Source organism: Dyella agri (assembly GCF_044904705.1).
GTDB classification, from domain to species: domain Bacteria; phylum Pseudomonadota; class Gammaproteobacteria; order Xanthomonadales; family Rhodanobacteraceae; genus Rhodanobacter_A; species Rhodanobacter_A agri.
On sequence record NZ_JADIKL010000004.1, the window covers coordinates 211,736 to 230,598 of the forward strand.

21 protein-coding genes and 1 tRNA gene are annotated in these 18,863 nt (G+C 67.5%); 8 read left to right on the top strand and 14 right to left on the bottom strand.

Annotated features, from left to right (window positions below):
* Positions 1–13: 13 nt before the first annotated feature.
* From ISP14_RS08690 to ISP14_RS08720, 7 genes are all read right to left on the bottom strand, one after another.
* Positions 14–472, bottom strand: a complete 459-nt coding sequence (locus tag ISP14_RS08690) for a carboxymuconolactone decarboxylase family protein (RefSeq protein WP_404538211.1) — start codon at positions 470–472, stop codon at positions 14–16.
* Positions 473–519: 47 nt separating this feature from the next.
* Positions 520–1,446, bottom strand: coding sequence for an RNA polymerase sigma factor SigJ (gene sigJ, locus ISP14_RS08695; protein WP_404538214.1), 927 nt, complete (start codon positions 1,444–1,446; stop codon positions 520–522).
* Positions 1,447–1,505: 59 nt separating this feature from the next.
* On the bottom strand, positions 1,506–2,444 hold the full coding sequence (locus ISP14_RS08700; RefSeq protein WP_404538217.1) for an aspartyl/asparaginyl beta-hydroxylase domain-containing protein: 939 nt from the start codon (positions 2,442–2,444) through the stop codon (positions 1,506–1,508).
* A 75-nt stretch (positions 2,445–2,519) separates the two neighbouring features.
* The gene (gene thiD / locus ISP14_RS08705) at positions 2,520–3,305 is read right to left on the bottom strand and encodes a bifunctional hydroxymethylpyrimidine kinase/phosphomethylpyrimidine kinase (RefSeq protein WP_404539170.1); all 786 of its coding nucleotides are present in this window, start codon (positions 3,303–3,305) and stop codon (positions 2,520–2,522) included.
* Complete coding sequence (locus ISP14_RS08710) at positions 3,299–4,678, bottom strand: PhoH family protein (RefSeq protein ID WP_404538220.1); 1,380 nt, start codon at positions 4,676–4,678, stop codon at positions 3,299–3,301. The genes thiD and ISP14_RS08710 overlap by 7 nt, the downstream gene beginning before the upstream one ends.
* Before the next feature lie 82 nt (positions 4,679–4,760).
* The gene (locus ISP14_RS08715; RefSeq protein WP_404538223.1) at positions 4,761–5,225 is read right to left on the bottom strand and encodes a peroxiredoxin; all 465 of its coding nucleotides are present in this window, start codon (positions 5,223–5,225) and stop codon (positions 4,761–4,763) included.
* 140 nt (positions 5,226–5,365) lie between these two features.
* Positions 5,366–5,932 carry a glycine cleavage system protein R gene (locus ISP14_RS08720; protein ID WP_404538225.1) on the bottom strand — a complete coding sequence of 189 codons (567 nt, stop codon included), beginning with the start codon at positions 5,930–5,932 and terminating at the stop codon, positions 5,366–5,368.
* A 116-nt stretch (positions 5,933–6,048) separates the two neighbouring features.
* Between ISP14_RS08720 and dapA the strand changes: the two genes are divergently transcribed.
* Complete coding sequence (dapA, locus tag ISP14_RS08725) at positions 6,049–6,942, top strand: 4-hydroxy-tetrahydrodipicolinate synthase (protein ID WP_404538228.1); 894 nt, start codon at positions 6,049–6,051, stop codon at positions 6,940–6,942.
* A 52-nt stretch (positions 6,943–6,994) separates the two neighbouring features.
* Positions 6,995–7,561: a hypothetical protein gene (locus tag ISP14_RS08730; RefSeq protein WP_404538231.1), complete on the top strand. Its 567-nt coding sequence runs from the start codon at positions 6,995–6,997 to the stop codon at positions 7,559–7,561.
* Positions 7,562–7,633: 72 nt separating this feature from the next.
* Here ISP14_RS08730 and fdxA read toward each other — a convergent pair whose 3' ends face one another.
* Positions 7,634–7,957: a ferredoxin FdxA gene (gene fdxA, locus ISP14_RS08735; protein WP_404538233.1), complete on the bottom strand. Its 324-nt coding sequence runs from the start codon at positions 7,955–7,957 to the stop codon at positions 7,634–7,636.
* Between the two features lie 313 nt (positions 7,958–8,270).
* Positions 8,271–8,346 (bottom strand) — tRNA-Glu (locus ISP14_RS08740).
* A gap of 151 nt (positions 8,347–8,497) precedes the next feature.
* Here ISP14_RS08740 and pcnB point away from each other — a divergent pair.
* From pcnB to panD, 5 genes are all read left to right on the top strand, one after another.
* Positions 8,498–9,850, top strand: a complete 1,353-nt coding sequence (gene pcnB, locus ISP14_RS08745; RefSeq protein ID WP_404538236.1) for a polynucleotide adenylyltransferase PcnB — start codon at positions 8,498–8,500, stop codon at positions 9,848–9,850.
* Positions 9,847–10,344: a 2-amino-4-hydroxy-6-hydroxymethyldihydropteridine diphosphokinase gene (gene folK, locus ISP14_RS08750; RefSeq protein WP_404538239.1), complete on the top strand. Its 498-nt coding sequence runs from the start codon at positions 9,847–9,849 to the stop codon at positions 10,342–10,344. Before pcnB ends, folK begins: the two co-directional genes overlap by 4 nt.
* Positions 10,345–10,391: 47 nt before the next feature.
* A complete protein-coding gene (panB, locus tag ISP14_RS08755; protein WP_404538241.1) occupies positions 10,392–11,222 on the top strand; it encodes a 3-methyl-2-oxobutanoate hydroxymethyltransferase in 831 nt (276 codons plus the stop codon).
* 17 nt (positions 11,223–11,239) lie between these two features.
* A complete protein-coding gene (panC, locus tag ISP14_RS08760; protein ID WP_404538244.1) occupies positions 11,240–12,088 on the top strand; it encodes a pantoate--beta-alanine ligase in 849 nt (282 codons plus the stop codon).
* Positions 12,089–12,188: 100 nt separating this feature from the next.
* A complete protein-coding gene (gene panD, locus ISP14_RS08765; protein WP_404538247.1) occupies positions 12,189–12,575 on the top strand; it encodes an aspartate 1-decarboxylase in 387 nt (128 codons plus the stop codon).
* A gap of 97 nt (positions 12,576–12,672) precedes the next feature.
* Here panD and ISP14_RS08770 read toward each other — a convergent pair whose 3' ends face one another.
* The 3 genes from ISP14_RS08770 to ISP14_RS08780 all read right to left on the bottom strand — a co-directional run bounded on the left by ISP14_RS08770 (position 12,673) and on the right by ISP14_RS08780 (position 15,299).
* Positions 12,673–13,470 (bottom strand): MetQ/NlpA family ABC transporter substrate-binding protein, encoded by a 798-nt coding sequence (locus ISP14_RS08770; RefSeq protein WP_404538250.1) that lies wholly within the window; start codon positions 13,468–13,470, stop codon positions 12,673–12,675.
* Positions 13,471–13,608: 138 nt separating this feature from the next.
* Positions 13,609–14,295, bottom strand: a complete 687-nt coding sequence (locus ISP14_RS08775; protein WP_404538253.1) for a methionine ABC transporter permease — start codon at positions 14,293–14,295, stop codon at positions 13,609–13,611.
* On the bottom strand, positions 14,292–15,299 hold the full coding sequence (locus ISP14_RS08780) for a methionine ABC transporter ATP-binding protein (RefSeq protein WP_404538256.1): 1,008 nt from the start codon (positions 15,297–15,299) through the stop codon (positions 14,292–14,294). The genes ISP14_RS08775 and ISP14_RS08780 overlap by 4 nt, the downstream gene beginning before the upstream one ends.
* Positions 15,300–15,376: 77 nt before the next feature.
* Here ISP14_RS08780 and ISP14_RS08785 point away from each other — a divergent pair, with 77 nt between their 5' ends.
* On the top strand, positions 15,377–15,862 hold the full coding sequence (locus tag ISP14_RS08785) for a glutathione peroxidase (protein WP_404538259.1): 486 nt from the start codon (positions 15,377–15,379) through the stop codon (positions 15,860–15,862).
* Positions 15,863–15,869: 7 nt separating this feature from the next.
* On the opposite strand, the gene dacB is transcribed toward ISP14_RS08785, so the two are convergent.
* Both dacB and ISP14_RS08795 read right to left on the bottom strand, forming a co-directional pair.
* Positions 15,870–17,408 (bottom strand): D-alanyl-D-alanine carboxypeptidase/D-alanyl-D-alanine endopeptidase, encoded by a 1,539-nt coding sequence (dacB, locus tag ISP14_RS08790; protein WP_404538262.1) that lies wholly within the window; start codon positions 17,406–17,408, stop codon positions 15,870–15,872.
* Positions 17,409–17,440: 32 nt separating this feature from the next.
* Positions 17,441–18,793, bottom strand: coding sequence for an MATE family efflux transporter (locus ISP14_RS08795; RefSeq protein ID WP_404538265.1), 1,353 nt, complete (start codon positions 18,791–18,793; stop codon positions 17,441–17,443).
* Between the last annotated feature and the right edge of the window lie 70 nt (positions 18,794–18,863).

Below are 18,863 nucleotides of genomic sequence, written 5' to 3' on the forward strand. Positions count from 1 at the left end.
TGCGTGCGTAGCGTCAGTGAGACGCCGGCTTGTAGTGGCCGCCTTCCGTGCGCACAGCGATGTTGAGCCGGTTCCAGGTATTGATCAGGCCGATCAGCAGGACCAGGTCGATCACCGCGGCTTCGTCGAAGTGCTGGCGCACGCGCGCGTAGAGCGCATCGGACACCGACTCGTGCGAGGGCAGTTCGGTGAGTTCCTCGGCCAAGGCCAGGGCGGCCTGTTCGGCCTCGCTGTACAGTTTGGTTTCGCGCCAGGCAGGCAGCAGATACAGGCGTTGCTCGGTTTCACCGGAGGCGCGGGCGTCTTTGCTGTGCATGTCCAGGCAGAACGCGCAGCCGTTGATCTGTGAGCAGCGCATCAGCACGAGATCAGCCAGCTTTGCGTCGATGTGGCCGCGCGCGCGGATCTCCTCGCCGAGCTTGATCAGCGGCTGCATGGTGGCGTAGTGGCGCTGGATGGAAATGCGGGTCATGGGGAAGCTCCTGTGTCAGTCGGCAAATGACGGCCGGAATGAGCCGTTCAGTGCAAGGACGTGCCAGCCGACGGATTCGTTACCGTCGCCGCCAGCCGCGCGAGCTTGCCCGGGTGGCGCAGCGCGTGGATGGCGGTGATGTGTTCGCCATCGCCCTCGACCTCGACCCAGATGGCCGTGGTCAGGGTGTCGCCGGCACAGGCCAGCAGCGCAGGCGCCCCGTTGAGCGTGAGCAGGCTGTAGCGCAGCGGCTGCAGGCGGGTGTTGTGGGCGATCTGCAGGTACAGACGCGCCAGCCGCTCGGCGCCGTGCAGCGGGTGCAAGGTGGCGGAGACCACGCCGCCGCCGTCGCTGATGTGGATGGCGTCCTCGGCGAACAGCGCCTGCAGCGATGCCAGCGTGGGTTGTTGCATGGCCGCCACGAAGCGCTGCAGCAGGCGCTGCTGCGCCTGTGCGTCCACGCTGTAGCGCGGGCGATCCTCGCGCAGCCGCGCTCTGGCGCGATGCACGCGCTGGCGGCAGGCGTTCTCGGCGATGCCTAGGATGGCCGCCGTTTCGGCATGGCTGTAGTCGAACACTTCGTTGAGCAGGAAGGCGGCGCGTTCGTCCGGGCCCAACCGTTCCAGCAAGGTAAGGAAGGAGAGGGTGAGGCTCTGGTCGCGCTCCAGCGCCGCTTCCGGTGTCGCCTCGGTGTCGGCTTGCGCACCCTCGTCCACCAGCGGCTCGGGCAGCCACGGGCCGGGGTAGTGCGCGCGCTCGGTCTTGGCGCGGCGCAGGCGGTCCAGCGCAAGGCGCGTGGTCACGGTGACCAGCCAGGCCTCCGGATCGTCCAAGGCGGCGGTGTCTTGCGCATGCCAGCGCAGCCAGGCGTCGTGCAGCACATCCTCGGCGTCGGCGGGCGTGCCGAGCATGCGGTAGGCCAGCCCGAACAGGCGCGGGCGGTGTTGCTGGAACAAGGCGGTTTGCGGGTCCATGGCGGCTTCCTCGGAAATATCACCTCAAGGACGCGCCAGTGGGCGCCGACGTGACAGGCTCAGCGAAAGAGCGGCCAGGGCGCCAGGAAGATCAGCCAGAGCAGCACCAGCATGCCCAGGTATTTCAGCACGCGGAACAGTTTCGGGTGCTTCTTCTTGAACGCGCGGTTGCGCTCGCGGTTGCGCTGGTTGAGCGCGAACATGCGGTTGACGAAACCGGTCTTCTCTTCCGGCGATTCGGTGTTCGGCGAGGCGGTGATCTTGCCCATAAATGCCCCCACGCGATGGTTGATCGCGTTCATCCAGCGCGTACGCAGCGGGCGCTCCACGTCGGCGAACAGGATCACCCGGGTCTGGTCGGTGGTGTTCTCCACCCAGTGCACGTAGGTCTCGTCGAACACCACGTCCTTGCCATCGCCCCAGGCGTGCTCTTCGCCGTCGACGAAGATGCGGCAATTGCGCGAGTTCGGCGTGATCAGGCCGAGGTGGTAGCGCAGCGAGCCGGCGAACGGGTCACGGTGCGGGTTGAGCCGGCTGTTTGGCGCCAGCGTGGCGAACATCGCTGCCTTCACGCTGGGGATGGATTTCAGCAAGGCCACGGTTTTCGGGCATAGCGTTTCGGCCGAGGCCAGCGGCTCGCCGTACCACTTCAGGTAGAAGCGCTTCCAGCCTTGCTTGAAGAAGCTGTTGAAGCTGGCGTCGTTGCCGCTGTGCGCCGCGCGGATATGGCCTTCGTCGAACAGCGACAGTGCCTCTTCGCGAATGGTCTGCCAGTTCGCCTGCAGCAGGTCCAGTTGCGGGAAGCCGCGGCGGTCCAGGATGGGGCGCGCCGGCACCGCGGAGAATGCGTACATCAGCAGGTTGTAGGGCGCGAAGATCGCCGAATGGTCCACCAGCTGGCGATCGAAACGCAGCCGCGCGCGTCCGCGCAGGTGCACCAGCAGCACGCACAGCGCGAACAGCAGGATCAGGACCAGCAGGACGAGGCGTGGGGTCATCGGATCGGGCAACAGGCGTGGCGGAAGAATGCGCCATTCTAGCGCCCGTGCCGTGAACCGCCGCAGCGCTTCGACTCAGTGCGACAGCACGCGCAGCGCTGCGCCGCCGGGCTGGTAGCCACGGGCCAGCGCACGTTGTACGTAGGCCACGGCGCGCTGCACGGCGCGGCGGGGCGATTGTCCCTTGGCCAGTTCGGCGGCGACCGCCGAGGCCAGGGTGCAGCCGGTGCCGTGGGCTTCCAGTTTCAGCCGCGGATGGCGCAGTTCCATCACGCCGCGAGCGTCGAAGTAGCGATCCACTACCTCGCGGCCGCTACCGTGGCCACCCTTGAGCAACACGCTTTCGGCACCGAGCGCACGCAGGTCGGCGCCGGCACGGAGGCAGTCCTTCGCGCTGCGGATCGGGTAGCCCAGCAAGGCCTCGGCCTCGGGCAGGTTGGGCGTGAGCACGTCGGCCAGCGGAATCAGCTCGTTCACCAGTACCGTGATGGCACCCTCGTCGAGCAGGCGTGCACCGCTGGTGGCGATCATCACCGGGTCGACCACCAGCCGTGCGGGTTTGCGTGCCGCCAGCTCGCGCGCTACCAGCCGCACGATCGCCGCGCTGCCAAGCATGCCGGTTTTCACCGCGCCGATCGGGAAGTCGTCGAACACGGCAGCGATCTGGCTGCGGATATGCGCGAGTGGCACCGGATGCACCGCGGTCACGCCGCGGGTGTTCTGCGAGGTGATCGCGGCGATCGCCGACAAGCCGTGCACGCCACGGGCGTGAAAGGTCTTGAGGTCGGCCTGGATGCCCGCGCCACCGCCGGAGTCGGAGCCGGCGATGGTGAGGGCGACGGGAGGCGTAAGCCTCACAATGCTTCCGACGCGAAATCCGCCAGCCGCGAGCGTTCGCCGCGCCGCAGGGTGACATGCGCCGAGTGCTCCCACTGCTTGAAGCGGTCCACCGCGTAGGTAAGGCCGGAGGTGGTTTCGGTGAGGTAGGGCGTGTCGATCTGTTCCACGTTGCCGAGGCAGACGATCTTGGTGCCGGGGCCGGCGCGGGTGATCAAGGTCTTCATCTGCTTGGGCGTGAGGTTCTGCGCCTCGTCGATGATCAGGTAGCGCGACAGGAAGGTGCGTCCACGCATGAAGTTCAGCGAACGGATCTTGATGCGCGAGGCGAGCAGGTCGTTGGTGGCCTGGCGGCCCCAGCTGCCGCCTTCCTCGGGGTTGGCGAGCACTTCGAGGTTGTCGGTGAGCGCGCCCATCCACGGCGTCATCTTTTCCTCTTCGGTGCCGGGCAGGAAGCCGATGTCCTCGCCGACGGACACCGTGGCGCGGGTCATGATGATTTCGCGGTAACGCTGCTGGTCCATCACCTGGGCCAGGCCGGCGGCGAGTGCCAGCAGGGTCTTGCCGGTGCCCGCGGTGCCGAGCAAGGTGACGAAGTCGATGTCCGGATCCATCAGCGCGTTGAGCGCGAAGTTCTGCTCGCGGTTGCGTGCGGCGATGCCCCAGACGTGGTGGTTGGCGTGGCTGTGGTCGTCCATCAGCGCCAAGGTGGCCTTGCCGCCGTCCAGGTGCAGCACGCGCAGTTCGACGCCGCCTTCGCCGGGCAGATACAGACACTCGTTGGGGTACCAGTCCTCGTCCTCGCGGACGTCGAGCTTGTAGTAGGTGCGGCCGCGCTCGTTCCACGACTGGACCTCGGGATGCTTGTCCCAGAAGTCTTCGGGCAGCGCGGCGGAACCGGTGTAGAGCAGGGCGAAGTCGTCCAGCGCGCGGTCGTTCTCGTAATCCTCCGCATCGATGCCGTAGATCTTGGCCTTGATGCGCAAGTTGATGTCCTTGGTGACCAGGATCACCGCGCGGTCGGGATTCTGGTCGCGCAGTTCGATCACCGCGGCCAGGATCAGGTTGTCGGCCTTGCCGTGGTTGGTGCTGGTGCGCTGCTGGAAGTACAGCCGTCCCACCGCAGCGCCGCGCTTGAGGTTGATGCCCTGCGGGCTGGTCAGTTCCAGGCCGTTGCTGATGCCGTGGCCGTTGCCGCGCACGATCAGTTCGTTGAGGAAGCGGCTGACTTGGCGGCCGTTGCGCGAGACTTCCGAGGCGCCTTTCTTCTTCTCGTCCAGCTCCTCCAGCACCGTCATCGGGATGAACACGTCGTGTTCTTCGAAGCGGAACAGCGACGTGGGGTCGTGCAGCAACACGTTGGTGTCCAGGGCGTAGATACGCTTGCTTGCGGTCATGCGGCGGGAACCTCGCAAGGGGCAGTACGAAGGGATCGCGGCATGGCGGATGCCGCGGGTGCGATGCTGGGAGGGGCGGTGGTCACTTGCTGGCGGGAATGGCGTCGAGCACGGCTTGGGCATGGCCCGGCACCTTCACGCCGCGCCATTCGGCGACGAGTTTGCCGTCCGGGGCTATCAGGAAGGTGCTGCGCACCACGCCCATGTGGCGCTTGCCGTAGAGAACCTTCTCGTGGATCACGTCGAAGGCGCGGCACCAGGTTTCGTCGGGGTCGGACACCAGCGGGAACGGCAGTTCCTGCTTGGCGGCGAAGTTGGCGTGGGATTTCGCCGAGTCGCGCGAGACGCCGACGATCTCGGCGTGGCGTTTCTTGAACTTCGGGTAGAGGTCGCGGAAGTCCTTCGCCTCGTTGGTGCAGCCGGGGGTGGAGTCCTTGGGGTAGAAATACAGCACCACCCATTGGCCCTTGAGGTCGGCGAGCTTCAGCGTGCTGCCGTCGCCGGTGGTGCCGCCCAGGGCAGGGGCTTTCTTTCCGATGTCTGGCATGGTCTCTCCGGAAACCCGGTGGGGTTTCGCCTGTGTTCGGGGCAGAGACTAGCGCGATGAATGTTACGGATGACAGCCTTGTCAGGCGTGTCGTGCAGGCGCATCCTAGGAACCTCGGCGGCGAAGCTTCGCAGAGGCTCCTAGAACTTCACCGGATCCATGATCGCGTCCAGGTTCAGGCCGTCGCACAGTTCCAGGAAATCGTCGCGCAAGGCGGCGATGTGCACGTCGGACGGAATGCCGATCGTGAACTGCGCCTGGAACATCTCCGCACCGGTCTGCATTGCGTGATAGCGGGTGGAGTGCAGCTGCTCCACGCTGATGCCTTGCTGGCTGAAGAACTCCACGATGCGCGCCACGATGCCGGGGCGGTCGGCGGAGATGATCTCGACCATGTAGGGCAGCAGGTGCGAATTCGGCTCGCGCGGCGCCGTACGATAGTGGCTCAGCCGCAGGTTCTCGTCGCGCGCCAGCTTGTTCAGCGCCGTCTCCAGCTTGGCGAGCGCGTCCCAGGCGCCGTTGGCCAGCAGCATCATCGACACCTCGTTGCCGATCGTCGCCACGCGCGACTCGGCCAGGCTGCAGCCGGCGTCGGCGATGCGGCGAGTCAACGCAGTAAGCGGGGAGTGGGCGGCCGAAGTCAGCGCGTGGATCAGCAACTGGTTGTCACTGCCCGAACGGGCGGAGGCGGGGGGCGTCGGTTTCAATGAGATGGCCTGTGCCGGATCCCGCGCGGCGCGGGAATCGCGCCGGCCAGCTTACTTGCCGCTCCGGCAAGGCCGCAAGTAACATGGTTGGTCTGAATCTGCAGCGGAACCGAGCCTTGGACATTCGCGGAAGCATCTGCGCGCTGGTGACGCCGTTCGCGCCCGATGGCGCGCTCGACCTGCCGGCGTTCGCGCGCCTGCTCGACCACCAGCTCGCCGGCGGTACGCAGGCGCTGGTGGTGGCCGGCTCCACCGGCGAGGCGCACATGCTCGAACACGACGAGTTCGATCGCCTGCTCGCGTTCGCGGTGGAGCATGTGGCCGGCCGCGTGCCGGTGATTGCCGGTACCGGCGAGGCGGGCACCGCGAAAACCGTGGCGCTCACCCGACGTGCCAAGGCGTTGGGCGCCGACGCAGCCCTGGTGGTGACGCCGTACTACGTGCGCCCCACCCAGGAAGGCATGCGCCGGCATTACCTCGAAGTCGCCGAGCACGGCGGCCTGCCGGTGGTGCTCTACAACGTGCCCGGCCGCACCGCCTGCGACCTGCTGCCGGAAACGGTGGCACAGCTCGCCGGCCACCCGGCCATCGTCGGCATCAAGGAAGCTTGCGCCGACGCCGGGCGCATCGCTGCGCTGGCGGAACTTGCGCGCCCGGATTTCGTCTATCTCTCCGGCGACGACGGCACGGCCGGGCAGGCCATGCTGGCGGGCGCGGCCGGTACCGTGTCGGTAGTGGCGAACCTGGTGCCCAGGGCGTTCCGCGCGCTGTGCGACGCGGCCACCGGGGGAGACAGGGTTGCCACTGCGCGTTGCGATGATGCGTTGGCACCCTTGGTGCTGGCGCTGAACTGCGCACCGAACCCGATCGCGGTGAAGGCCGGCCTGCCGGAACTGGGGCTGGGCTCGGCGCTGCCGCGGCTGCCGCTGGTGGAGCTCGCCGAGGGTCCGGACCGCGCCCGTTTGCGCGAGGCGCTGTCCAGTCTGGCATCCTTGGCACACGCTGCCTGATTCGAGAGCCGCGTTGGCGGCCATTAACGACCCATCCACGGAAATCCTTTGCATGAAGAAATCCTCGCTCCTCGTGACCTTGCCGGCACTGGCCCTCGCGGGCTTGCTGCTTTCCGGTTGCGGCATGTTCCGATCCACGAAGGCGTGGGAAACGGCCAAGCAGGAATCCCCGCTGGAAATCCCGCCGGGCCTGGATACGCCGCCGGCGACCGCCGCGCTGGTGATCCCGCCGCCGGGCTCGGAGCAGTCCCAGGCTGCGCCGGCCGCGCCCGACCAGATCTCGGACGCTTTCATCGTCTCGGACACCGTCGACAACACCTACCAGAAGGTGGGCACGTTGCTGGCCGCGGGTAGCGCTGGCCAGGTGGCCGGCCACGACGACGGCGCGCACAGCTACACCGTGAACGTGGTGGGCGGCGAAGTGCCGGCGAAGAAGCGCGGCTTCTTCGGACGCATGTTCCATCACGACAAGAACACGGCCACCTCCGACACCGCCACGCATGCGGTGCAGGTCACCGTGAACCCCAGCGGCAGCACCGCCAGCGAAGTGCGCGCACAAGGCGCCGCCGGCGCGGTCGCCAAGCTGATGGATGCACTGAAGAAGGGCATGGGCAGCTGACCCGGCTTTCGCCTCGACCAACGAAAAGGCCGCCCGATGGGCGGCCTTTTCGTTGATGCGCTACGCCGGCTTTCAGCGTTGCAGCAACTTGAGCTTGTCCGGCTTGCCTTCCCAGTCCTTCGCGTCGGCAAGGCCGTCCTTGCGCTCGGTGATGACCGGCCAGGCCTTCGCCAGTTCGGCGTTCAGCGCCACGAAACCCTCCTGGCCGCCGGGCACGTCGTCCTCCGGATAGATCGCGTTGATCGGGCACTCCGGCTCGCACAGCGTGCAGTCGATGCACTCGTCCGGGTCGATCACCAGGAAGTTCGGGCCTTCGTGGAAGGCATCGACCGGGCAGACTTCCACGCAGTCGGTGTACTTGCACTTGATGCAGTTGTCGGTGACGACAAAGGTCATGGGGGTGGGGCTCTTGCGATGGATGCCGGCAAGTATGACCGCATTGCGCGCGGCGTGAAAAGTCGCTGCTTGCCGTGTCGGCGGCTCATCCGGGCGCGAATCACCGCGTCTATCGCGCAGGTGGAAGGCGCGCGGCCAGGGGCGGTTGCCGGGGTGTCGCCCAAAAACAAAACGGCACGACCGCTGGGTCGTGCCGGCTGTTTCTGAAGAGTGCGGCCATGGATGGCCGCGGGTGGCGCTCGGGCAGGGCGGGTGTTTGAAGCTTGCCGCATTGCCGCGCCGGGCTGCGATTCTGGACGAATCGCACAAATAATGGCGCTCCCAACGAGGTTCGAACTCGTGTTCCCGCCTTGAGAGGGCGGTGTCCTAGGCCACTAGACGATGGGAGCGGATTGTCGCGAAGCGCGCTAGTATAGCGGAATTGTTTCGTCCGGCAATGCCTGCGGGTGACGTCGTGCATGATCCGCGGCCCTCGACCGCCGCGCCGTCGTCATGAGCCGCGGACCGTGCCGGGCGCGGTACTCCAAGGATTCCACTCGCTTGAATTCCGAAACCAGGAACGACGCCAGGCCCGCGCTGCGCATCATCCCGCGCGAGCAGCACACGATTTCCCGCAAGAACATCAGCAAGGCCGCGCTGCGCGTGCTGTACCGCCTCAACGAGGCCGGTTACGACGCGTTCCTGGTCGGCGGCGCCGTGCGCGACCTGCTGCTGGGCGGTCGGCCCAAGGATTTCGACGTGGCCACCAACGCCACGCCGGACGAGGTCAAGAAGCTGTTCCGCAACTGCCGGCTGATCGGTCGCCGCTTCCGGCTGGCGCATGTCGTGTTCGGGCCAGAGATCATCGAGGTGGCCACCTTCCGCGGCACCGGCGAGGAAGAGGGCGCGGAGGGCGAGCGCCACATCGTCGATGGCCGCATCGTGCGCGACAACGTCTGGGGCACAATCGAAGAGGACGCGCTGCGCCGCGACTTCCGCGTCAACGCGATGTACTACGACATCAGCGATTTCTCGGTGCGCGACTACGTGGGCGGCATGCAGGACCTGCAGGACCGCGTGCTGCGCCTGATCGGCGAGCCGGTCACACGCTACCGCGAGGACCCGGTGCGCATGCTGCGCGCGGCACGGCTGGCGGCCAAGCTCGGCTTCAGCATCGATACGGCCGCTACCGCGCCGTTCGAGGAGCTGGGGCCGCTGCTGGCCGAGGCGGCACCAGCGCGGTTGTTCGACGAATCGCTGAAGATGTTCCTCTCCGGGCACGGGCTGAAGAGCTTCCGCATGCTCGAGCAATGCGGCCTGCTGAAGTTCTTGTTCCCGGCCACCGCCCGTGCGCTCAAGCGCGGCGACGAGGCGCTGCGCGCGCTGGTCGAACAAGGGCTGGCGAACACCGACGCGCGCGTGGCCGAGGGCAAGTCGGTGACGCCGGCCTTCCTGTTCGCCGTGCTGCTGTGGGGCGAGGTGCGCGATGTGGCTCAGCAGCAGATCGCCCGCGGCAAGGACGGCAATGAGGCCTGGGCGCGCGCCGCGCTGCAGGTGGTGGGCGAGCAGTGCCAGCGCGTGGCGATCCCACGCCGCTTCACCTTCACCATGGAGGAGATCTGGTCGCTGCAGCCGCGCTTCGAGCAGGTGCAGCGCAAGAAGGTGTTGCGCTTGCTGGCGCATCCGCGATTCCGTGCCGCGTTCGATTTCCTGCTGCTGCGCGCACACGAGTCGCCGGCGATCCGCGAGCTGGGCTTGTGGTGGGACCATGCACAGCAACTGCCGCATGACACGCTGGCGGCGGCATTGCCGGTGCACGAGAGCGGCGGCAACGACCACGAAGCATCCGCACCGGCCAGCGCCGCGCGCAAGCGGCGCCGGCGCAAGCCTGCGACCAAGTCGAAACCGGCGTGACCGCGGCCTACATCGCGTTGGGCGGCAACCTGGGCGATCCGCGGCATCAGTTGCTGGATGCCATGGACGCTCTGGGACGGCTGCCTGCCACGCGGCTGCTGCGTCGCTCCCGCTTATACCGGACCCCGCCCTGGGGCGTGCTGGAGCAACCTCCGTTCCTCAACGCTGCCGCGCTGCTGGAGACCGGCCTCGGGCCGCACGACCTGCTGGATGCGCTGCTGGCGATCGAACAGCGCGCCGGACGCGTACGCGCCGAGCGCAACGGCCCGCGCACGTTGGACCTGGACATCCTGCACATGGAGGGCGTACGGATCGACGACGCCCGGCTCACCCTGCCGCACCCGCGCATCGCCGAACGCGCTTTCGTGCTGTTGCCGCTGGCCGACCTGGCACCGGATCTGCTGCTGCCGGGACAGGGCCGTGTGGCCGAATTGTTGGCTGCGGCGGATACCCAGGGTTGCGAGTGCCTGATCGAAGGCCGGCTGGCCGAATGATGCGGTGCAGCGGATAATCGGCCGCTCCCACCCTGCGAGACGACATCGTGTACGTGGATCCCGCCAAGACAACCGCCCGCAAACCGGTCACCGTGCCGGGCCTGCACGCGATGAAGGCCGAAGGCCGCCGCATCACGGTGCTTACCGCCTACGACTATAGCCTTGCCGCGCAACTGGAGCTGGCCGGCATCGACGTGGCCCTGGTCGGCGATTCGCTGGGCATGGTGGTCCAGGGTCACAAGAGCACCTTGCCGGTGACACTGGATCACATGGTCTACCACACGCAGGCGGTGGCGCGCGGTCTGTCGGCCACGCTGCTGGTCGCGGACCTGCCGTTCATGGCCGATCGCGACCTGCCGCACGTGCTGCAAGCCGGCGCGCGGCTGGTGGGCGAAGCGGGGGCGGCGATGGTGAAGATCGAGGGCGCCGCGCCGCACATCCTCGACGCGATTTCCGCGCTGGTGGCGCGGGCGATCCCGGTCTGCGCACACCTCGGCCTCACTCCGCAGTCGGTGCACAAGTTCGGCGGCTTCCGCATCCAGGGACGCGAGCAGGAAACGGCCGACCGCATCTTTGCAGAGGCGCAGGCCGTGCAGGCGGCGGGCGCGGACCTGCTGGTGCTGGAAGGCGTGCCCACCGCGCTGGGCGAGCGGGTGACCAAGGCATTGGATATCCCGGTGATCGGCATCGGCGCGGGTCCGCATTGCGACGGCCAGGTGCTGGTGATCCACGACATGCTGGGCATCACGCCCGGCAAGCGACCCAAGTTCAGCAAGGATTTCCTCGCTGGCCGCGATTCTGTGGCAGCGGCGATCGCCGCCTATGCGGCGGACGTGCGCAGCGGGGCGTTTCCTGCGCCCGAACATTGCTTCAACTGACCGACGGCGGTTTCCGAATGCAGACTGTGCAAGACCTTCCGGCCCTGCGCGCCGCGATCCGCAGCTGGCGGACCCAGGGCCAGACCGTGGGGCTGGTGCCGACCATGGGCAACCTGCACGCGGGGCACTACTCGCTGCTGAAGCTGGCGCGCGCGCGCGCCGATCGCGTGGTGGCCAGCGTGTTCGTCAATCCCACCCAGTTCGGCCCGAACGAGGATTTCGAGCGCTACCCGCGCACGCTGGCGCAGGACCAGGCCGGCCTGGCCGAGAGTGAATGCGACCTGCTGTTCGCACCCGAGGTGGCGACGATGTACCCGTTCGGCGCCGAGCATGGCGTCAGCATCCACGTGCCCGGCATTACCGACACGCTGGAGGGCGCGCACCGCCCCGGCCATTTCGATGGCGTGGCCACCGTGGTGTGCAAGCTGTTCAACCAGGTGCAGCCGGACATTGCCGTGTTCGGGCAGAAGGATTTCCAGCAGCTCAAGGTGATCGAGCGCATGGTGCGCGACCTGGCGCTGCCGCTGAAGGTGGTGAGCGCGCCTACCCAGCGCGCCGACGACGGCCTGGCACTCAGCTCGCGCAACCAGTACCTGTCGGCGGAGGAGCGCGCGCTGGCGCCGCAGATCCACGCCACGCTGACGCAGATGCGCGAGCTGGTCGTCGACAAGGGCCATGCGTGGCGCATCGTCGAGGAAGTCGCGCAGTCGAAGCTGGAGCGCGCCGGCTTCGTTCCCGATTACGTGGCGATCCGCCGTGCCGAGGACCTGACCGAGCCCGAGGCCGGCGAGCGCACGGGGCTGGTGGCGCTGGTCGCGGCGCGGCTGGGCGCGACGCGGCTGATCGACAACTTGCAGTTCGACTGAACGGCCCACATTTTCGAGCTGAACGGCCGATGTTGCGGTGCAATGTCGGCAGTTCGATAATGCGCAGCCAGGCGGGCCGTTCCCGCAGGAAATCGAAGTCATGCACCTGAACATGTTCAAGGCGAAGATCCACCGCGCCACCGTCAGCCACGCCGAGCTGCACTACGAGGGTTCGATCGCGATCGACGGCAACCTGCTGGATGCCGCTGGCATCCGCGAGTACGAGCAGATCCATGCCTGGGACATCGACAACGGCCAGCGCTTCGTCACCTACGCGCTGCGTGCCGAAGAAGGCTCGGGCATCATCTCGGTTAACGGCAGCGCCGCGCGCAGCGTGCAGGTGGGCGATCTCATCATCATCGCCGCGTTCGCCCAGATCGACGAGAAGGAGCTGGAGCAGTTCCAGCCCACCTGCGTCTACGTGGACGCGAACAACCGCATCACCCACACCAACCGCTCGATCCCGAAGCAGATGGCGGCGGCCTGAGCTTGCCGATGTAGGAGCGCACCCTGTGCGCGAATGCTCTGACGCTTGATCGAAGCCAAGAGTCATCGCGCACAGGGTGCGTTCCTACAGTGAATCATCAGAACGCCGGTAGCACCGCGCCCTGGTACTTCTGCTCGATGAACGCCTTGATCTCCGGACTGGTCAGCGCCTTCGCCAGCTTCTGCACGCGCGGGTCGTTCTGGTTGTCGGAACGGCCCACCAGGTAGTTCACGTAAGGCGAGTCCTTGTCTTCGATCAACAAGGCATCCTTGGTCGGATTGAGCCCGGCCGCCAGCGCGTAGTTGGTGTTGATCAGGGCCAGATCCACTTCATCCAGCGTGCGCGGCAGCATCGCCGCCTCCAGTTCCTTGAACTTCAGCTGCTTCGGGTTCGCCGTGACGTCTTTCGGCGTGGCCAGCGCGTTGCCGGGATCCTTCAGCGTGATCAGGCCGTGCTTGGCGAGCAGCAGCAGGGCGCGGCCCTCGTTGCTGGGGTCGTTCGGCAGCGTCACGGTGGCGCCGTCAGGCAGCTGGTCGATGCTCTTGATCTTGCGCGAGTAGGCGCCGAACGGCTCGATATGCACTCCGGCGACCGGCACAAGATGGGTGCCGTGCTCGTGGTTGAATGCATCCAGGTAGGGCTTGGTCTGGAAGTAGTTGAGGTCGATGGTCTTCTCGACCACCTGGGTGTTCGGCTGTACATAGTCGGCGAACACCTTGATCTTCAGGTCGACGCCTTCCTTCGCGAGGATAGGCTGCACCTGCTTGAGGATTTCCGCATGCGGCACCGCGGTGGCGGCCACGGTGAGCGTGTTCGCGTCCTCCTTGGGTGCCGAGCAGGCCGCGAGCAGCAAAGCAAGGGCTGCGGCGCTGGCAGCGCGCAACATCCGCGTCATGACGGCTTGCGGGCGAAGCCGGCGAGCAGCAGAAGGGACAAGGTGGCGGAGATGGCACCGAGCAGCAGCATGGATCATGGCGGTTTCCGGGGGGAGTTCCAGACTAGACGTCCATTCGTTGGCGGGGAAATAACCAGATCAGTATCGCTTATAACGCGCCACGATGCGGTCGCCGAACATCTGCAGCAGTTGCACCAGCACCACCAGCAACACCACGGTGACCAACATGTAGTCGGACTTGTAGCTCAGGTAACCGTAGCGGTAGGCGAGGTCGCCGAGGCCGCCGGAACCGATCGCGCCGCCCATGGCGGTGTAACCCACCAGCGCGATCGCGGTGACGGTGATGCCGGCGGCGATGCCGGCGCGCGCTTCGGGCAGCAGCACGTGGCGCACGATCTGCCAGGTGCTGGCGCCCATCGCCTGTGCCGCCTCGATCACGCCCTTCTGTACCTCGCGCAGCGCGGTTTCCACCAGCCGCGCGAAGAACGGTGCGGCGCCGATCACCAGCGGCGGGATCGCGCCGCGCACGCCGAGCTTGGTGCCCACCAGCGCGTAGGTCACCGGCATCAGCACGATCATCAGGATGATGAAGGGCACCGAACGCAGCACGTTCACCACCAGCGAGGTGACTCCGTACAGCTTAGGCATCGCGCGCAGCTGGTCTTGGCCGGTGAGGTAGAGCAGCACGCCCAGGGGCAGGCCGATCAGCACGGTGAGTGCCAGCGAGCCGCCCAGCATCAGTAAGGTGTCGACGCAGGCGCGGGCCAGCTCGCCCCAGTCGTCGATGTTGGGAAACAGCGTCTGCAGCAGCGGCGCGGTACTCATGGCAGCTCCTCGATCTCGATGCCGGCTTCGCGCAGGGCGGCCAGCGCGGCGTCGGTGTTCGCGCCTTCCAGCGCCAGGGTGAGCTGGCCGTAGGGCAGATCCTTGATGCGGTCGATGCGGCCGGCCAGCAGGTTGAAGTCCACGCCGCTCTCGCGCATCACCCGGCTCAATACCGGGCTGAGCGTGGTGGCGCCCCGGAAGGTGAGTCGCAGCTTGCGGCCGCCGACCTGCACCAGCGGCGTCTGCGCGCCGGCGGCTTCCTCGGGCAGCGCCTCGTTGACGAAACGCCGCGTGGTGGCGTGCCGCGGGTGCAGGAATACGTCGGCCACCGTGCCGCTTTCCACGATGCGCCCGGCGTCGAGCACGGCCACGCGGTCGCAGATGCGGCGCACTACGTCCATCTCGTGGGTGATCAGCACGATGGTGAGCTTGAGCTCACGGTTGATCGAGGCTAGCAGGTCGAGCACCGATGCCGTGGTCTGCGGGTCGAGCGCGCTGGTGGCCTCGTCGCACAACAGGATCTCCGGCCGGTTCGCCAGGGCGCGGGCAATGCCTACGCGCTGTTTCTGGCCGCCGGAGAGCTGCGAGGGGTATTTGCCCGCGTGCTCGGTCAGGCCCACGCGCGCCAGCAGTTCGCCGACGCGAGTGCGGATTTTCGCGGTGTCGCGCTCGCCGGCAAGGCGCAGCGGAAACGCCACGTTGTCCGCCACGGTCTGCGAGGCGAGCAGGTTGAAGTGCTGGAAGATCATGCCGATGCGTCGGCGCTGCGCGCGCAGCGCAGCCTCGTCCAGCGCGGTCATCTCGGTGTCGCCGATCAGGATGCGTCCGCCGCTGGGCTGCTCCAGCAGGTTGATCAGCCGGATCAGGGTGGACTTGCCCGCGCCGGAATGGCCGATGATGCCGAACACCTCGCCATCCTGGATGTCGAGGTTGAACGGCTGCAGCGCGGGAATCTCCCGGCCGTCCACGCGGTAGGACTTGTGTACGTCTAGGAAACGGATCACGGCGGTTCGGCGTCGGTGCGGGCGAGTATTCTAGCGTCTGGCACAGACTGCCATACGGCCATACCGGAGCTACCGCCATGAGCGACATCTACGACTTCAGCGCGCGCGACATCGACGGCAACGAACGTCCCCTGTCCGAATGGCGGGGCAAGACCTTGCTGGTCGTCAACGTGGCCTCCAAATGCGGCTTCACCCCGCAATACGCGGGCCTGGAGCAGCTGTGGCGGAACGGGCGCGACCGCGGCCTGATGGTGCTTGGCTTTCCCTGCGACCAGTTCGGCCACCAGGAGCCGGGCGACGAGGCGGAGATCCGCAACTTCTGCAGCACCAGTTACGACGTGAGCTTCCCGATGTTCGCCAAGATCGAGGTGAACGGCGAGCAGGCCCATCCGCTGTACCGGTGGCTGAAGCATGAGGGCAAGGGCATCCTCGGCAGCGAGGCGATCAAGTGGAACTTCACCAAGTTCCTGGTCGACGCCCACGGCCACGTGGTGAAGCGCTACGCGCCCACCGACACCCCGGAAAAGATCGGCAAGGAACTGGATCGCCTGCTGGCGGATTGAACCGGCTTCAATCGGCGCCGTGCCAGCCGGCCAGCAGCTGCACGATGGCGTCGATGTCCTGGTTGGCGGCGGGGGCGTCAGGCGCGGGCTCGTAGTTGTTGAGCAGGATCGTGAAGGCCAGCCGCTCGCCGCCCGCCGTGGTGACGTAACCGGCGATGCTGTGCACGTGGGCCATGCTGCCGGTCTTGGCTTGCACCCTGTCGATGGCAGGCCCGTCATGCATACGTCGTTTCAGCGTGCCGTCGACGCCGGCCACTGGCAGCATGTCGCGCAGCGTGGCCGCCCACGGCTGCGCGGCAAGGTATTGCAGCAGCCTTACCATCGCCTCGGGCGTCACCAGGTTGCCACGCGACAGCCCGGTACCTTCTTCCAGCAACACCGAAGACGGGGCGATGCCGATGCGTCCAAGCAGGTCGTGCAGCGCACGCAACCCCCAGGCTTCGTCGCTGAGAAACCCGCTGGGTGTGTCGGGCTTGTCCGCCGCCGCGGCCTTCGCGCCAATGCCGTCGATCTGCAGCAGGTTTTGCAGGTACAGGTTCTGCGAGCGCTTGAGGCCCTGGGCGAGGATCTCGGTGACCGGCGGCGACAGCAGCTCGGCCAGGACCTGGGCATGGCTGCGCAACGCATCGTCGCGCTCCGGCCAGTGCAGTACGCGCAGCTGTCCCTCCAGCTTTATGCCGTGGCTTGCCAGCGCCGCACGTAGCTCCTCGCCGGCCTGTTGCGCCGGATCGGGAATGGCCAGCCGATAGGTGCGCGCCGGTGTGCCGGCGGGGATGCTGCCGAACGCGTGCAGCAGGGGATGGCCGGGTGCGCGATACAGATTGATGTCGTCGTGGCTGTGTGGCGCTGCGGTGGTGAGCGAGCCGGTCAGGGGCGGCGCTGCCGTATCGGGCGCGAAGCTCAGCCGGGCCGGTCCGCCGGCGGTTGCGGCGGGCGTCACGGTCAAAGCCACGATGTTCTCGTGCACGCTGAGCGCCGCGGCGGGCGCTGCGAACCAGCCCAGCAGATCGCTTGCTTCCCAGCCGCTGCCAAACTGCGGGCCGGCGAAATAGCTGTCGTCGGCGACCAGGTCGCCGCGTATCGTGTGCACGCCGCGCGCAGTCAGTTGCCCGGCCAGGTCGTCCGCCCACGCGGGATTCGCACCGGGCGTGCCCAGCGTCGGATCGCCCATGCCGTACAGCAGCAGAGGGCCTTCCAGCCGGCCGTGCCGGATCGGTGCGGCCGAGAGCAGGCGGGTAGGGATGCGGTAATCCGTGGCCAGCGTGGACAGGGTCAGCGCCGCGGTGAACAGCTTGGCGATGGAGGCTGGCTGGAACAGCCGGCCCGCGTTCTGTGCATACAGCATGTGGCCGCTATCCAGCGACACCACGGCGATGCCCCAGTCGGCGGCGGCGTAGCGTGGCTGGTGAGTGATCGTGTCGATCTGCGCGATCAGCGCGGACAGATCATGTGGCGTGTCGGATGCCGGAGTGGCGGAAGCCGCCGACGGATTGGCGATCGACAGCAGACACAGCAGCGGAGCGATCCAGGTTGCGATCCGTTTCATCATCTGCGGAGTATCCCGCAGGTGCGTCGCGGTCAGCCAGGCATCGGCGCGGCGATCCACGCCTGGCGGCGCTGCAGCCGCAGCGCGATCAGGCCCAGGCTCACACCGCGCATCGCCATGAAGACGACGAAGGCGAACCACAGGCCGTCGTTGCCCCAGCCGCGGCAGGTCCAGGCCACTACAGCGAACAGCAGGGTCGAGAACAGCATGCCGTCGCGCATCTCGCGGGCGCGGGTGGCGCCCACGAACAGGCCGTCGAGCAAATAGCTCCACACTCCCACCAGCGGCAGCACGGCCAACCAGGGCAGGGCGTGGTAGGCCGTGGCACGTACCGCCGGCAGGCTGGTCTGCAGGTCCACGAACAGATGGCCGCCCAGCGCGAACAGCGCGGCGAAGCCCAGGCTGCCCAGCAGCGACCAGCCACTGGCCACCACCAGCGCGCGACGCAGGCCGGGCAAGTCGCGGGCACCGATTGCGTGGCCGCACAGGGCCTCGACCGCATTGGCCAGGCCATCAAGTCCGAACGCGGCGATCAGCAGCCCGTTCATCAGCAAGGCATTGGCGGCCACCACGGCGTCGCCGAGCCGGGTGCCGAGCAGGGAGACCGAAAAGAACACGGCCTCCAGCGCCACCGTGCGCAGGAAGATGTCGCGGTTCACTGCAAGCAGCGGACGCCAGTGCGACCAGCCGCGCATCGCGGCCCAGTCCACTCGGCCGGCGACGGCGCGCAGCGCCTGCCGCGCCCGCGCCAGGCCAAACAGCGTGCCGCACCATTCGCCGGCCACCGAGGCCAGCGCGATGCCGGGTACCCCCAGCCTGAAGCCCAGCACGAACAGCAGGTTCAGCGCGATGTTCACCAGGTTCGTGACCAGCAGCAAGGCCAGCGTGGTGCGTGTGTCGTGCTTGCCGATGAACCAGCCGGCCAATGCGTAGTTCAGCAGTGCGGCAGGCAAGCCGGCGAGGCGCAGGTGCAGGTAGTCCAATCCCAGCGTGCCCAGCGCGGCGGAGGGGTGCATCTGGCCGATCAACCACGGCAGCAGCGGCCACATCAGGGCGCCGACCAGCAGTCCGGCCGTTGCCGCCAGCAGCAGCGCCTGCGCCAGGATCGTGCGCAGCGCCGAGCCGTCGCGGGCGCCATGCGCCTGTGCGGCGAAGCCGGTGGTGCCCATGCGCAGGAAGCCCAGGCTCCACACCGGCAGTGCATACACGGCGCTGCCCACCGCCACCGCGCCCAGGTCGCTGGTGAGCGGCAGGTGGCCGGCCACCGTGCTGTCCACCAGCGCCACCAGCGGCACGCTGAGGTTGGACAGGATCATTGGCGTCGCCAGCGCCCACACGCGGCGATGCGTGGGGCGGTGGCGCCAGTCGGCCAGGATCGACGGCATGGATGGAGGCTCTTGGGGGACGCGGCATTCTGGCACGGGCGCCGCAGGGTCTGCGGGAGCGGGAAGGGGC

Coding starts and splice junctions, on each gene's coding strand:
- ISP14_RS08690 (WP_404538211.1), bottom strand. CDS start 472: ATGACCCGCATTTCCATCCAGCGCCACTACGCCACCATGCAGCCGCTG.
- sigJ (WP_404538214.1), bottom strand. CDS start 1,446: ATGGACCCGCAAACCGCCTTGTTCCAGCAACACCGCCCGCGCCTGTTC.
- ISP14_RS08700 (WP_404538217.1), bottom strand. CDS start 2,444: ATGACCCCACGCCTCGTCCTGCTGGTCCTGATCCTGCTGTTCGCGCTG.
- ISP14_RS08710 (WP_404538220.1), bottom strand. CDS start 4,678: ATGACCGCAAGCAAGCGTATCTACGCCCTGGACACCAACGTGTTGCTG.
- ISP14_RS08715 (WP_404538223.1), bottom strand. CDS start 5,225: ATGCCAGACATCGGAAAGAAAGCCCCTGCCCTGGGCGGCACCACCGGC.
- ISP14_RS08730 (WP_404538231.1), top strand. CDS start 6,995: ATGAAGAAATCCTCGCTCCTCGTGACCTTGCCGGCACTGGCCCTCGCG.
- fdxA (WP_404538233.1), bottom strand. CDS start 7,957: ATGACCTTTGTCGTCACCGACAACTGCATCAAGTGCAAGTACACCGAC.
- panC (WP_404538244.1), top strand. CDS start 11,240: ATGCAGACTGTGCAAGACCTTCCGGCCCTGCGCGCCGCGATCCGCAGC.
- panD (WP_404538247.1), top strand. CDS start 12,189: ATGCACCTGAACATGTTCAAGGCGAAGATCCACCGCGCCACCGTCAGC.
- ISP14_RS08770 (WP_404538250.1), bottom strand. CDS start 13,470: ATGACGCGGATGTTGCGCGCTGCCAGCGCCGCAGCCCTTGCTTTGCTG.
- ISP14_RS08775 (WP_404538253.1), bottom strand. CDS start 14,295: ATGAGTACCGCGCCGCTGCTGCAGACGCTGTTTCCCAACATCGACGAC.
- ISP14_RS08785 (WP_404538259.1), top strand. CDS start 15,377: ATGAGCGACATCTACGACTTCAGCGCGCGCGACATCGACGGCAACGAA.
- dacB (WP_404538262.1), bottom strand. CDS start 17,408: ATGAAACGGATCGCAACCTGGATCGCTCCGCTGCTGTGTCTGCTGTCG.
- ISP14_RS08795 (WP_404538265.1), bottom strand. CDS start 18,793: ATGCCGTCGATCCTGGCCGACTGGCGCCACCGCCCCACGCATCGCCGC.